The sequence below is a fragment of the Planctobacterium sp. R6 genome, assembly GCF_055755215.1.
Genome location: NZ_JBVTQY010000003.1, coordinates 42,237 through 55,668, shown reverse-complemented (window position 1 = coordinate 55,668; position 13,432 = coordinate 42,237). Strand labels below are relative to the sequence as shown.

Below are 13,432 nucleotides of genomic sequence, written 5' to 3'. Positions count from 1 at the left end.
GAACAGCGGCGTTGGTATTAAAAAGGCAGGCGTGGTAAAACAGATCAAAGCAATCCCGTCTACCTGAGTTACATGACTAAATCATCGGTAAATACCAAGATTAGTGGCTTTAGTGCCTGCCTGCGCACTCACTATGATGGCCCGTTAAACGCTGACGCGCTGGAACAGCAGGTACGCAAAATAAGCCTGCCGGCAAATCACACCTTATGGCTGGCTCATGAGCAACAGCAATATCTGTATGTGCTTGAGTCAGGTTTGCTCTATGCTTTTTTTGAAACGACCCAGGGCAAAACGTTTTGTAAGGAAGTGTATTGGGAACAGGACCTGATATTTGGTTTTCGCAGTTTACTGTCGAATGTGCCCTATCCCTATAGTGTCAGAACGCTTGAACCTTCGGTGCTGTATCAAATTCCGCGTCAGCAGTATCTGCAACTGACAGAGCGATGCCCAAAATGGCAGGCGTTTCATTTAAGTGTGGTCAGCGAATATTACATGCACAAAGAAGGTAAAGAAGAGTTTTTATTGCTGAACTCTCCGCAGCAGCGAGTGGCTTTATTTTACGACACCTATCCGGATTTAGTGGCCCGTTTGCCGCAACATATCATTGCGTCTTACCTTGGGATAACCCCGATAAGCTTTAGCCGCATTAAAAAAAGATTGGGTCAGTTAACAATTGTTAATGCGCGCAGGGCAACGACACTCTAAGCTTGCCGCCATCTATTCCCAGCAATGCTATGAGTCATGCAAATTACTGTTAAAACCTTTGAAAACCTGTCAGTCCATGAATTACACGACATTTACCAACTGCGCATCGCGGTGTTTGTGGTGGAGCAAACCTGTTATTACCAGGACGTCGATGATCTGGATAAACACCCACTTACCCAACATCTGATGATCCGGGACGGTAATGTACTGGCGGCCTACGCCAGAGTGCTGGCACCAGACACCGCTTATCCTGAATACGCCAGTCTGGGTCGTATCGCTAATGCGAAGAGTCATCGCGGCATGGGACTAGGTCATACTCTGGTGGCAAAATCGCTGGAGGTTTGCCATCAGCACTGGCCGGAACATGGCATTAAAATCAGTGCCCAGGCACATCTACAGGGGTTTTATGGCAAGCACCAGTTTGCAGCGGTATCTGATGTCTATCTTGAAGACGATATTCCCCACATTGCCATGCTAAGAAAACCTGATCATAACGAGTAGCTGATAGTCGTGGATAAGCGTCTTTTTTATATCTGGCGGCGACCGGTGGTCTCTGCGCTGTTGCTGGCCATTGGTTTTTTGTTGATCGGAAACCTGTTTGCCACCGGGGCCGACGTATTTGTAAAGGCCTTTGCCAGTTCCAGTGGCATATACCAGTACCTGTTTTTACGTCAATGCTTGCTGGCACTTTGTCTGTTGCCGTTTTTCCTGCAATTACCCAAAGATGCCAGAATATTGCGGCGTGCCAGAGTGCAAACCTTCAGGGCAAATCTGACGGCGATAGGTGGTGCCTGTGTCTTTCTGGCATTGACGGAATTGTCGCTGGCGACCGCGAATGTGTTGTTTTACGCCAGCCCGGTGCTCACTTTATTGCTGGCAGCCTGGTGGTTTAAGGAGCCGCTGCACAAATACCGAATCTTCAATATTGTGTTTTGTTTTTCCGGGGTGATCATTGCTTTGCAACCCGACAGTGGCGGTATCGGGATTTTTGCCGGACTCGCAGCGGCCCTTTGCATTGCCTGTCACAATTTATTGGTGCGTTTTATCCCGGCCAGCACACCGACACTGGCAATTATGTTTTGGGGAACCACGTTATCGATACCACTGATGGGGGCGCTCGCCCTGCTGGACTGGCGACCTCTGAACCTTTCAATGCTGGTGCTGGTGGTGGGGTCTGCCATTTGTGTTTGTGGTTACCAGTTGTGCTGCATTGTGGCCTATCGAAGGGCGGAAGCAGGCGCGATTGCTCTGGCGGAATACTCCGGATTGATCTTTGCCGCACTGGTGGGCTGGTGGATCTTTAAAGAAGCGATCGATATCTGGATTTCTGTTGGTATGCTGATGATCATTGCGCCGATTCTGTGGCAAACAATACACGAGCAGAAAAAGGCGAAAGCGCTGGTTAATGAAGAGTGCATTTCCTCTGAAAAACCTTAAAACACTTTCGGTGAAGATTATTTCCTGACAAACTGGCAAACGGAATCTTTCATTAACGTATTTTTCAATAGGAGTCTGTTTTGAAATCGTTAGTTAAAAAAACGCTTGTGTTGTCCGCTATGGCCGCTTTGTCTTTACCCGCATTGGCAAAAATGACACTGTTTAGTGAAGACATGTCTCATGGCGCTTTTCTTAAAAACGCTCAGGTATTTAATGGCTTTGGATGTTCCGGCGAAGATAAGTCGCCACAACTGACCTGGTCAGGTGCACCGGAAGGGACTAAGTTTTTCGCTGTTTTCGCCTATGACCCGGATGCGCCCACCGGCAGCGGTTGGTGGCACTGGCAGCTGGTCAATATTCCGGCTGAGGTTACTTCCTTGGCAAGCGGAGCCGGTGCCGTGGGTGATGAACATCTTCCCAAGGGGGCAATGCAACTGCGCAATGATTACGGCAGCGCTGGCTTTGGTGGCGCCTGTCCGCCGGTGAACGACGGTGCACATCGCTACCTGTTTACCGTTTATGCCTTGCCTGGCAAGCTGGATTTATCGCCGGATGCCTCTGCGGCCTTAACCGGTTATATGGTGCAGGCTAACGCTCTGGATTCAGTGACGATGCAGGCCCTGTACAAACGCTGATACCGCAACTGTGCTGCCCGGTTGTTGAACCGGGCAGCGCCTGGTGTCATGTGCTGTATTGCCCGGACGGGAATACAATTGTACAAATATCCAGTGCTTTTGATTATAATGCCCCAACTTCTTTTCCTCAGGCAATAAAAACAGGGGTGCCATGGACGTCTCGCGACTACTGGATAACTTAAACGACAAACAGCGCAGTGCCGTTGCTGCACAAGCCCGGGACATGTTGGTGCTGGCGGGTGCCGGTAGTGGTAAAACGCGGGTTTTGGTGCACCGAATTGCCTGGCTGATGGATGTTGAGGGGCTGGCTCCGCACAACATTCTGGCCGTGACCTTTACCAACAAAGCTGCCCGCGAGATGCGTGGTCGGGTGGAAGAGTTAATGGGGCGCTCTTTGCATACCATGTGGATGGGCACCTTTCACGGTCTGGCCCATCGCCTGCTGCGTGCTCACTATGCAGATGTAAATCTGCCTGACAGCTTTCAGATCCTGGACTCGGATGATCAGTATCGGTTGATCCGTCGGATTTTGAAATCCATGAATCTGGATGAAAAACACTGGGCCCCGAAACAGGTGCAATGGTATATCAATGGCAACAAAGACGAGGGCTTAAGGCCACATCAGATTGATACCCGGGATGACTACACGCAGCAAAAAATGGCTGAGATTTACAAAGTGTATCAGGAAACCTGTGATCGCTCCGGGCTGGTGGATTTTGCCGAGCTTCTGTTGCGGGCTCATGAGTTGTGGGTGAACAACCCCGAGATTCTGGCCCATTATCAACGTCGTTTTCGCGCCATTTTGGTGGACGAGTTCCAGGATACTAACAATATTCAGTACGCCTGGCTGCGTTTGCTCAGTGGCGAAGGCAACAACACCATGATTGTCGGCGATGACGATCAGTCAATTTACGGTTGGCGTGGTGCCAACATCGAAAATATCCATCATTTTCTGCGGGATTATCCCGGTGCAGAAACCATACGGCTGGAACAAAATTACCGCTCCACCGGTGTGATTCTGAAAGCAGCCAATGCGGTAATAGACAATAACCAGGGGCGCCTGGGCAAAGAGCTCTGGACCGAACAAGGCGAAGGCGAGCTGATAAAAGTCTATGCCGGTTTCAACGAAATGGACGAAGCGCGATTTATCATTTCTAAAATCAAATCCTGGTTTGAACAGGGCAACGCCCTGCAGGATTGTGCCATTTTATACCGCAACAATGCCCAGTCCCGTATTCTGGAAGAAGCCCTCCTGCACGAATCTATCGCCTATCGCATTTATGGTGGAATGCGCTTTTTCGAGCGGCAGGAAATCAAAGACGCACTGGCTTATATGCGTATGATGAATCATCCCCTGGACGATGCCGCATTTGAACGGGTGGTGAATGTACCCGCACGTGGCGTGGGTGAAAAAACTCTGGGTCAGATCCGGGAGCTGGCACGTGAAAATCAGCAGTCATTGTGGCAAACCGCGATGTTGATGATCGCCGAAAAGCGCCTCGCTTCGCGGGCCAGCAACGCCATCAAGAGCTTTATTGATATGGTGCTCACCATGCAGGAAGATTTTGCTGACATGGGGCTGGAACAGCAATGTGATGCCGTTATTCGCCATTCCGGATTGTATGCCATGTATCAGGCGGAAAAGGGAGAGAAAGCCCGGGCCAGAATTGAAAACCTGGAAGAGCTGGTAACCGCCTGCAAACAATTTGTGGTACCCGAGGAAGCGGATGAAATGACGCCTGTGGCTGCATTTTTGGCGCATGCCTCGCTGGAGGCCGGTGAGACTCAGGCGGATAAGCACCAGGATGCGGTACAAATGATGACCATTCACAGCGCCAAAGGACTGGAGTTTCCTCTGGTGTTTTTGGCCGGTGTTGAAGAAGGCATGTTTCCCAGCCAAATGAGCCAGGAAGAGCCGGGGCGGCTGGAAGAAGAGCGAAGGCTTTGTTATGTGGGTATGACCCGTGCAATGGAGCAACTTTATCTGACCTGGGCGGAAAGTCGGCGTTTATACGGGCAGGATAAATTTCACACTATGTCACGCTTTATCAAAGAGATGCCATCGGAGTGTCTGGAAGAGGTGCGTCTGCGCACAACAATATCCCGGCCAGTCTACAACCGCTATGAGCACGCTGCTTCCCACCAGGCGTTTGAAGATTCCGGTATGCAGTTGGGGCAACGGGTGCAGCATCCCAAATTTCAGGAAGGCACGGTCATCAATATGGAAGGTCAGGGCGAACATGCACGAATTCAGGTCAATTTTGATGAATTTGGCAGCAAATGGCTGGTCATGAGCTATGCACGTTTGACTAAAGTATAATAACATTTAACAGGTATTTAATTGCATACTTAGACGCTAAACCGCCGAGCAGAAAATGACCCTGATGCAGCACAAAGTACTCGTTATCGAAGACAGCCCCACCAGTATGCGAGTACTGAGCCATCTGGTGTCTAAAGCCGGACTGGAACCCGTGACAGCTGCGAATCTGGCGCAGGCGAAACAGATCTTTGCCTCCAGCTATCCCGAGGAGTACCTCTGTGCGCTGGTGGATTACAACTTACCCGATGCCGAAGACGGCGAAGCCATCGATTATGCCATTCAGGCCTTTATTCCCACCGTTGTCATTACCGGCCGGCTGGATGAGCGCACCCGTGATAGGGTGTTGTCCAAAGATGTGGTGGATTACATACCCAAAGAAAATGCCCAGGTTTACGATTACCTCAGCCGGTTGTTATTGCGACTGGAAAAAAATAAAAAAATCGGTGTGCTGGTGGTAGATGATTCTCGCCTTAGCCGTTCGATGGTGACTTCTTTGTTGCGCCGCCACAATTTCGTGACCTATGAAGCGGAAGATGGCCAGGAAGGGCTCACTGTGTTGCGGCAACACAATAATATCAGGCTGGTGATCACCGATGAAAACATGCCAAATAAAACCGGTGTGGAAATGGTGGCCGAGTTGCGCAACACCTTCAGCAAAGATGAAGTGGCGGTAATTGGTGTTTCGGGTAAAGGCAGTTCTGCATTGTCTGCGCGGTTTATCAAAAGTGGTGCAAACGACTACATCAGCAAGCCCTACTGTCACGAAGAGTTCTTTTGCCGGGTAATTCAGAATATTGAACACATTGAAAACGTTGCGGCGATTAAACATGCCGCCAATACGGATTACCTGACCGACTTACCGAATCGTCGTCACTTTTTTGCCCGCATTAAGGCCAATCTGAGAATGGCGCCGGGTTTTGTGTGTTTTGCCATTTTTGATATGGATAACTTTAAGGCGATAAACGACAATTATGGTCACGATGCCGGAGATCACGTACTCAAGGTGGTGGCGCAAATACTCAATAAACACTGTGAGTATCATTATGTAGCGCGCTTTGGTGGCGAGGAATTTTGTGCCTACTTGTCAAACCTGGATATGGCGTCTGCCAGCCAATTGCTCGATGCCGTGCGTGAGGAAATTGCTTCTACCGCAATCCGTTATAAAACTCATAAGATTAATGTATCCGTGAGCATCGGCGCTTCCGCCAGATTTAACGGCAACACCGATGAGACACTCAAACTGGCGGACGAAAACTTGTATCAGGCCAAACAAAACGGGCGCAATCAGTTAGTCTTTGACTAGTTCCCGATGAACAGGCCGGTTTTTTATCTGGTAAGCGCGCCAGGAATCAAAGCTAAACAGGATCAGGGCAGACCAGACAAAACCAAAGGTGATTAAACGGTTTTCATCTAACGGTTCTCCATAAAGGAATACAGCCAGCAAAAACATGATACTGGGGCCGATATACTGGAAGAAGCCCAGCGTCGAATATTGAATGCGTCTGGCCGCTGCCGTAAAGCACAATAAGGGCGCTGTGGTAACAACCCCGGCCGCGATCAGGATAAGGTTCATTTCACTGTTATTATTTAACATGTTGCTGGCCGGAGACGCCATCGCCCACCAAAACCAGATGGCGAATGGCAACATCATCAGACTTTCCACATACAGGCCTGGGATGGATTCTACAGCGACCTTTTTGCGCATCAGTCCATACACACCAAAACTGCCCGCCAATACCAGCGCTATCCAGGGCAGCCTGCCGACGGATATCACCAGAAACGCTACACCAATCGTGGCCATAACGACAGCCACCTGTTGCAGTTTACGCAATCTTTCTCCGAGAAACAGGTAACCCAACAGTACATTTAACAGGGGGTTAATGTAGTAACCCAAACTGGCGTCCAGTAAGTGATCATTGTTAACCGCCCAGATAAACAGCAGCCAATTTCCGGCCAGTAACAAACCGGACAACAACAAAGTTGTTACCACTTTTTTGTTTTTCAGGGCGCTGACCACTTTGTGATGGTGGCGCAAGACTAAAATCAACGCGAACAACACTACCACTGACCAAACGATGCGATGCAGCAGTATTTCCAGCGCGGGCATGGATTGCAGAAGTTTGAAGTACATGGGGGCAAATCCCCACATGCTGTAGGCACTAATAGCGAGCAATACGCCGGCCTTAGTTTGATCTCGTTGCATGGGTATTTTCTTAAACGTTTACGAGACAGACAATATATAGTCTATTCAGCGATTTGGAAGCGTTGAATTGATCTTTGTGATAGCGAAATAAACTAAATTAAGCTGTCAGCTTTACTGCACACTTGGAGTAAAAAATATCTCTAAATAAGAATTGTGCAGGGCATTATTCACATTCATTTTTTGTCATTTTAGTTGACGGCTTGTTCACTGCTCAACCTATATGCTGATGACATCAAAACAAATGGTGTGGTTGACGGATATGACGACGGATTTGCAAAATACAACAGGCCTTAAGCATAAGGATGTTAAACTGTCAGTGAATACAATGGACGTTTTGTTCTGGATGCTGGATGAGTCAAAACTCATGAATTTAAAAGAAAAAAGCGAAAAAGTACTGCTCACCGCTTTTGGTTCAATCGCTGCCGCTCGCGAATATCGTTCCGCCGTAGAGGCACAGCAATTTACGCTGTCGTATATCTCTGCCAATCTGGCCGCCAATGAAGGTGCGTCTCAAACTCTCAAACTCTCAAACACTCAAACTCTCAAACTCTCTGAATCGCGCGTAATTACTACTCTGGCGGGTACTTAACAGTACTGGCGGTTAAGGCCATTCTCAGCCCCACAAAAACAAACACTATACTTTTTTACAGAGTACTCCCCTTTACCCCTGGTGATCTGCTCTGTCATTTCCTGCGTAGCTAGCCTTGTTATTCGCCTAATTTTTTATTCGAAAATAAACAGTAACAAGAGGATATTGCCATGAGGAGCATGACCAAACTACTACTCACTGCTATTTGTACTTCAGTATTATTTGCCTGTTCAGACAATGATAATAAGTTGCCTGAAGTGACACCGCCCCCACCGGCACCGGAGCCTGAAACCAGCGACCCCTTTGTCAGGGTCACACACGCCTCACCTGACGCTCCTTTGGTGAATGTTATGGCCAATGGCGCCATACTCGCTGACCTCGAAGCCGTGGATTATCAGACTTCGTCCGGGTGGATTTCAGTACCTGCTGACACCTACAGTGTTCAGGTTGATGCCCTGTTACCGGCAAACGCCAGCAGCACTGTGATTGATGCTTCGTTAATCTTGCAGAATGATAAAACCTACGATGTGGTCGCCATCGGTGCGACTGCAAACATTGCCCCGCTGGTCATTGAAAATGACCTCAGCGAAGTGACGCCAGGTAATGTGCGTTTGCAGGTGGTTCATGCTGCACCCGCAGCGCCTTTAGTGGACGTATACGTTACTGCCCCGGGGGATGATTTAAGTGCAGCGCAACCCGTTGCGACAGCCGCTTTTATGGATTATACCGGGCAGGTGGAAGTGCCCGCCGGTGACTATCAGATCAGAATCACCACTGCCGGTACCAACACCCTGGTGTATGACTCCGGCACGCTGAGCCTGACGGCGGGAGCTGATCTTATGGTGTTTGCCACTGAAAACGTGGGGGCCGGTGACTCGCCTGTCACCTTATTGGTAGCCGATGGAAGTGCGTCATCTTTGCTATGGGATGAAGCCACCGGAGCCAACTTACGGGTGGTACACGGGGTTGCCAACGGGCCTTCTGTGGATGTGATTGCCAACAACGAGGTGGTACTGGTTGAAGCCGTACCTTTTACCGCGGCTACTGATTATTTGTCTGTCACCGAAGGGGACTACCTGATTGACGTGGCGGCAAACAACAACGGCGTTGTGGTGGTAGACGATGCTTCGGCCAGCCTTGCCATTGGCCAGAGTTACACGGCGGTAGCGAATAATGTGTTGTCGGATGTTGGGCTGGACATCGTAATGGACAATCCGCGTCGGATCGCCACTGCAGCTCAGGTGCGTATCTTTCACGCTTCGCCGGGTGCGGGTGATGTTGATATCTATGTGACGACAGATGGCGACATCGACAATGCCGATCCTGCTTTTAGCAGTGTGCCTTTTACTACCCCGATGTTGACGGAAACCGGTTATGTGCAGCTGGCTGCGGGTGATTATTTTGTCACTGTGACTGCGGCAGGTACCAAAGATGCCGCCATTGAAACCGGTCAGCTATCCTTGCAGGCGGGCAGCATATATACCGCCATTGCAGTTGATGCCGAACGCGGCGGATTGCCTCCGCAACTGATATTAATGGATGATTTTAATTAGGCTGGCGATTGCGCTTATACACAAGATTATTTGCAAAAAAGTTTGACCGCAAAAAGGCTTGTCATAAAAAAGGCCGTCGCTGTTGCAGCGACGGCCTTTTGCACAGCAGAATAAATCAGATTAGTCGTGGTTGTGCTCTTCTGCTTCTTCAGCAATACCCAACCAGGTGATTTTGGATGGTGCGAAGTCCAGTTCGATATCACCTTCTATTTCCATGTCTTCCAGGTGAATCTGTAACACATGCTGAGCGATAGGGTCTGAAACATACGCATAGTGACCGTTTTGCGCGACCGTCAGGCTGAAGTTCATGCCTTCTGGCATGTTGGCAACATCTTCTTCAGTGATGTCTAACTGGGTTTCCAGCTCCCAGTGCATATGGCCATCATGCTCATGTCCACTCAAAATGTTCAGGAATCCGGCGCTGTCCAGTACCAGGAACTGCTCACCACCGTGAGAAAACGCATAGGCTACCGGGCTGGCTTCAGGTTGCCATTCCAGCAATTCCATTTCGTTTTCTTCAGGGTTGATAGCGGTAAGGATTGCGTGGCTGCCGCCGTGTGCAGAGGCAATACCGATAAAGGTTTCACTGTCTTCATGACCATAGATAGTGCCGATACGCAGGCCTTCCAGACCGTCGATATTGGCAATCTTTTCCGCTTCGTACTCGTCGTCGTGTTGATGCGCAACCAACACACCATCACTACAACCAAAGACCACAAACTCGTGATTTTGCGCCGCGCCATGCAGGTCAGGACAAGTCAGTTCCAGAGTCTGCTCCAGCTCATACTCACCATCGTGCAGGTGATAAACCCCAACCTGGTCTGGCAGAATTTTGGCACCAGAGGTGCTTTCGGCGTCGTCGCGACGAATAGTGGATAACAGGTGCTCACCCCGAGGCTCAGCAACACCATGCATATTGATTGTGTAATTTAACGTCGGTAAATCGCTGTTTTCGTTGCTGATGTCCAGATCCGTTAGCACCTGCACTGCTGCGGGTGTACCGGAATCTGCGTCACCGTCATAAAAGACCGCCATTTGGCCATCGTGATTGACGAGGTGAGTGGGACGACTGCCGGATAATTCAAAATCACTCATAGCCGGGGCCTGCTCGTAGTCATGCAGATGATCACCGTGATCTTCACGCCAGAGACCACTGTCGATGAAACCCAGGTAATCCTGTCCCCGGCTGGCGATTACCGCATAACGCAGATCCGCAGAAGCTGCCAGAGAATTAGATTCATGGATCAGGGCGAAGCTGTCCAGCGCCTCACTGTGCTCGATATCCAAAATGGTGACACTGGCACTTTCACCGGACAATACCGCCAGACGACCCATGGACTCAATGGTATGTTCACCGTGGTCATGATCGTCGTCATCGCTGTGATCATCATCTGGTACTTCGATAGGATCTTGCTCAATAATCGTTGTTTCGGCGTCACCACAACCCGTTAGCAAGATGGTTCCGATCGCTGCCGCCAGCAATTTAAGTTGGAATGAATTAGTCATAAATTGTTCCCTATTTTGTATTTTTAGCAAAGATTTAGAAATAACCTCGGATACCCACAGCAATGCTGCGGCCCGGGCGTGGTGCAATATCTTTTAAAAACGAAGAGTGAACTCTCGCTTCGGTATCGGTCAGGTTGGTACCCTTCAGGTAGAGATCGATATCCTGACCCATCGCTGACAATGTGTAAGTGATGTTGGCATCCACCAGGGTGTAGCCGTCGGTCACGGTTTCTTCGTCAGCAATGCGGTCCTGTTCCTGATAACGGGTAACATCCAGGTGAGCACTGATATTTTGATGTTCATAACTAAACTGCGTACCAAATCGCAGGGGCGGAGTGCGCGGCAGATCGCCGCCGTCTTCCAGTCGGGCTCGGACATAGTCTGAGAAGAAAGTCGCTTTGAAGGTATCCGTGGCCTGCCAGGCTACCTGCGCTTCAAATCCGTGCAGGATAACGTCGTCAGTCTGGAAGATATACACCGGCAATTCGCCAGAATGTTCATCATGGCCTTCGTCTCCGTGATCGTGTTCATGATCGTGATCATGCCCGTCTTCCGCGAATAATCCGGTATTGATTTGATAGTAGTAGTTGTCTACCCGGTTGTAGAAGGCGTTGAGAACAAAGCCCACTTCCCCCTGGGTTTTCCTCAGTGTCAGGTCAATGTTGTTGGCTGTTTCCAGATCAATAACATCCTCGGTTAACTCGATGTGGGTTTCGTCACCGTCCTGATGCAAGGCAAATAACGCACCAACTTCATAAGACTGGGTACCGATATGAGGGCCAAAAGACAATAGTTCTGATGCCGATGGGGCACGCTCAGAGCGAGAAACCGATAAACCCAGGTTGTAGCCAGGGGTAAAGTCCCAGACTAAACCGGCAGACAGGCTGACAGGCGTAAATTCATGGTCTGCTTCAAAGACACGGATATAAGAAACTTCGTCGCCGTGGTCGTGTTCGTGATCGTGTTCATCTTCGTGATCATGCTCGTCTTCATGACCGTGGGCTTCAATCTCTGGCAGAAGCACATTGTCCGCCGTCAAAGTTACACGCTCGACACGGGCACCCAACTGCACCAGCACATTGCCAAAATGGCGTTCTTCCATAACGGCCAGCGCCAGGGTTTCAGATTCTGAAGGTGGTGTGAACGCCTCTGAACCCTGGGCAGCGACTTCACTGTTTTTGTAGTGAAAGCTGATGCCGCCATTCCACTCACCAAACGAGGCATGCATCACATCTAAACGCAATTCCTGGGTTTCATTTTCGAAAGTGGTGCCAGTGACATTTTCTTCAATTTCTGCGTGTTCATAGTCGGTATAGCCGGCTCTGAGCTGTACTTGCGAGATCCAGTCGCCATCCAGGTTGTACTCACCCTGCAATTGCACCCGGGTTTGTTCCAGATCAGCAAAAACATCCACTTCTTCGTCACCGTGACTGTGACCAGGAATACCGTATTCACGATTAAATTGCTCTACCGCAACTCCGATGTAACCCTGTTCGAACAGATAACTGGTGCCCAGAGTAAAGCCATTAGATTCTTCGCCACTGTTGGCAACCACATTGCCATGCTCTTCGTGATGTTCATCATGTTCATCGTGTTCCAACTCTGGCGCTACCGGCGTTTCATAGTCGTTGGATTCGCGCCAGTAACCATCCAGGTATAAGCCGAAGGATTCCGTGCCGGTAGTGGCGTTAAACGATGCCAGTTTTTGGTCGTCCGCCGAGTTGGCTTCCAGCAACCATTCACCACGGGTACTGGAATCAGTGGGAACGCGTTGGTCAACCACGTTGACCACACCACCGATAGCACCACTGCCATAAAACAGGGTGGCCGGCCCGCGTAACACTTCAATTTGTTGTGCGGTTGATGCTTCAGAAGCCACAGAGTGATCCGGACCAACGCGAGACACATCACTGCTGTCTAATCCGTTTTGTGCGATAAGTACCCGGGGACCACTTAAACCGCGAATTATTGGCGTACTGGCAACTTTGGCGTGAAAATTAGTGTGCACACCGGCGACTTTTTCCAGACTGTCGCCTAACGATGCTGCCTGTTGTCGGCGCAACGTGTCGCCACCCAGTACACTGACCGGCGCGGCGGATTCCATAACCGACATATGCACAGGGGTAGCCACAACATCAATAACTTCTATCGGTGAGCGTATCAGTGTCAGCGCGAGTTGCTGCGTCGCATTATCGCTCAGCGTAATATCCTGATGCAGATGGGCAAAGCCTTTCGCTGAAATGTGTATTTCGTTCACACCGACTGAAAGATTTTGTAACACAAAGCGTCCCTGTGCATCCGTTTTAGTGGTGATCCCTGCGCCTTCAACCTCTACGTTGGCACCCACAACGGCATTGCCTTTGTCATTTGTTACCACACCTTCAATCGTTTGTGCCATCACACTGGCAGGTAACAAAGCGCCAATAAGGGCGGCAACTTTGGTAATTCTGTGCATTCCAAACCTCTAAGTAATGTTATATTGTA

General features: G+C 49.8%; 11 protein-coding genes. 8 read left to right on the top strand and 3 right to left on the bottom strand.

Annotated features, from left to right (window positions below; all coding sequences use genetic code 11):
- Nucleotides 1-72: 72 nt before the first annotated feature.
- The 6 genes from AC0J20_RS03140 (at nt 73) to AC0J20_RS03115 (ending at nt 6,400) form a co-directional block, all read left to right on the top strand.
- Nucleotides 73-705: a Crp/Fnr family transcriptional regulator gene (locus AC0J20_RS03140; protein WP_473020570.1), complete on the top strand. Its 633-nt coding sequence runs from the start codon at nt 73-75 to the stop codon at nt 703-705.
- A 36-nt stretch (nt 706-741) separates the two neighbouring features.
- The gene (locus tag AC0J20_RS03135) at nt 742-1,206 is read left to right on the top strand and encodes a GNAT family N-acetyltransferase (RefSeq protein WP_473020569.1); all 465 of its coding nucleotides are present in this window, start codon (nt 742-744) and stop codon (nt 1,204-1,206) included.
- A gap of 9 nt (nt 1,207-1,215) precedes the next feature.
- Nucleotides 1,216-2,142 (top strand): DMT family transporter, encoded by a 927-nt coding sequence (locus AC0J20_RS03130; protein ID WP_229530297.1) that lies wholly within the window; start codon nt 1,216-1,218, stop codon nt 2,140-2,142.
- Nucleotides 2,143-2,261: 119 nt separating this feature from the next.
- On the top strand, nt 2,262-2,777 hold the full coding sequence (locus AC0J20_RS03125) for a YbhB/YbcL family Raf kinase inhibitor-like protein (RefSeq protein WP_473020691.1): 516 nt from the start codon (nt 2,262-2,264) through the stop codon (nt 2,775-2,777).
- Nucleotides 2,778-2,928: 151 nt separating this feature from the next.
- Nucleotides 2,929-5,097 carry a DNA helicase II gene (gene uvrD, locus AC0J20_RS03120; protein WP_473020568.1) on the top strand — a complete coding sequence of 723 codons (2,169 nt, stop codon included), beginning with the start codon at nt 2,929-2,931 and terminating at the stop codon, nt 5,095-5,097.
- 55 nt (nt 5,098-5,152) lie between these two features.
- Complete coding sequence (locus AC0J20_RS03115; protein WP_324255630.1) at nt 5,153-6,400, top strand: diguanylate cyclase; 1,248 nt, start codon at nt 5,153-5,155, stop codon at nt 6,398-6,400.
- Here the strand turns inward: AC0J20_RS03115 and rarD are convergent.
- A complete protein-coding gene (rarD, locus tag AC0J20_RS03110; protein ID WP_473020567.1) occupies nt 6,386-7,300 on the bottom strand; it encodes an EamA family transporter RarD in 915 nt (304 codons plus the stop codon). The genes AC0J20_RS03115 and rarD overlap by 15 nt on opposite strands.
- Nucleotides 7,301-7,526: 226 nt before the next feature.
- Between rarD and AC0J20_RS03105 the strand changes: the two genes are divergently transcribed.
- Nucleotides 7,527-7,889 (top strand): hypothetical protein, encoded by a 363-nt coding sequence (locus AC0J20_RS03105; protein WP_473020566.1) that lies wholly within the window; start codon nt 7,527-7,529, stop codon nt 7,887-7,889.
- A gap of 179 nt (nt 7,890-8,068) precedes the next feature.
- On the top strand, nt 8,069-9,442 hold the full coding sequence (locus AC0J20_RS03100; protein ID WP_473020565.1) for a DUF4397 domain-containing protein: 1,374 nt from the start codon (nt 8,069-8,071) through the stop codon (nt 9,440-9,442).
- A 120-nt stretch (nt 9,443-9,562) separates the two neighbouring features.
- Here the strand turns inward: AC0J20_RS03100 and AC0J20_RS03095 are convergent, their stop codons facing one another.
- Nucleotides 9,563-10,948 carry a 5-methyltetrahydrofolate--homocysteine methyltransferase gene (locus tag AC0J20_RS03095; RefSeq protein WP_473020564.1) on the bottom strand — a complete coding sequence of 462 codons (1,386 nt, stop codon included), beginning with the start codon at nt 10,946-10,948 and terminating at the stop codon, nt 9,563-9,565.
- A 34-nt stretch (nt 10,949-10,982) separates the two neighbouring features.
- Complete coding sequence (locus AC0J20_RS03090; RefSeq protein ID WP_473020563.1) at nt 10,983-13,403, bottom strand: TonB-dependent receptor; 2,421 nt, start codon at nt 13,401-13,403, stop codon at nt 10,983-10,985.
- Nucleotides 13,404-13,432: the final 29 nt, after the last annotated feature.

Bases quoted from the DNA above. Each gene is read 5' to 3' on its own strand.
- AC0J20_RS03135 (WP_473020569.1), top strand. From the start codon at position 742: ATGCAAATTACTGTTAAAACCTTTGAAAACCTGTCAGTCCATGAATTA.
- AC0J20_RS03140 (WP_473020570.1), top strand. From the start codon at position 73: ATGACTAAATCATCGGTAAATACCAAGATTAGTGGCTTTAGTGCCTGC.
- AC0J20_RS03095 (WP_473020564.1), bottom strand. From the start codon at position 10,948: ATGACTAATTCATTCCAACTTAAATTGCTGGCGGCAGCGATCGGAACC.
- uvrD (WP_473020568.1), top strand. From the start codon at position 2,929: ATGGACGTCTCGCGACTACTGGATAACTTAAACGACAAACAGCGCAGT.
- AC0J20_RS03100 (WP_473020565.1), top strand. From the start codon at position 8,069: ATGACCAAACTACTACTCACTGCTATTTGTACTTCAGTATTATTTGCC.
- rarD (WP_473020567.1), bottom strand. From the start codon at position 7,300: ATGCAACGAGATCAAACTAAGGCCGGCGTATTGCTCGCTATTAGTGCC.
- AC0J20_RS03115 (WP_324255630.1), top strand. From the start codon at position 5,153: ATGACCCTGATGCAGCACAAAGTACTCGTTATCGAAGACAGCCCCACC.
- AC0J20_RS03125 (WP_473020691.1), top strand. From the start codon at position 2,262: ATGGCCGCTTTGTCTTTACCCGCATTGGCAAAAATGACACTGTTTAGT.
- AC0J20_RS03090 (WP_473020563.1), bottom strand. From the start codon at position 13,403: ATGCACAGAATTACCAAAGTTGCCGCCCTTATTGGCGCTTTGTTACCT.
- AC0J20_RS03105 (WP_473020566.1), top strand. From the start codon at position 7,527: ATGACATCAAAACAAATGGTGTGGTTGACGGATATGACGACGGATTTG.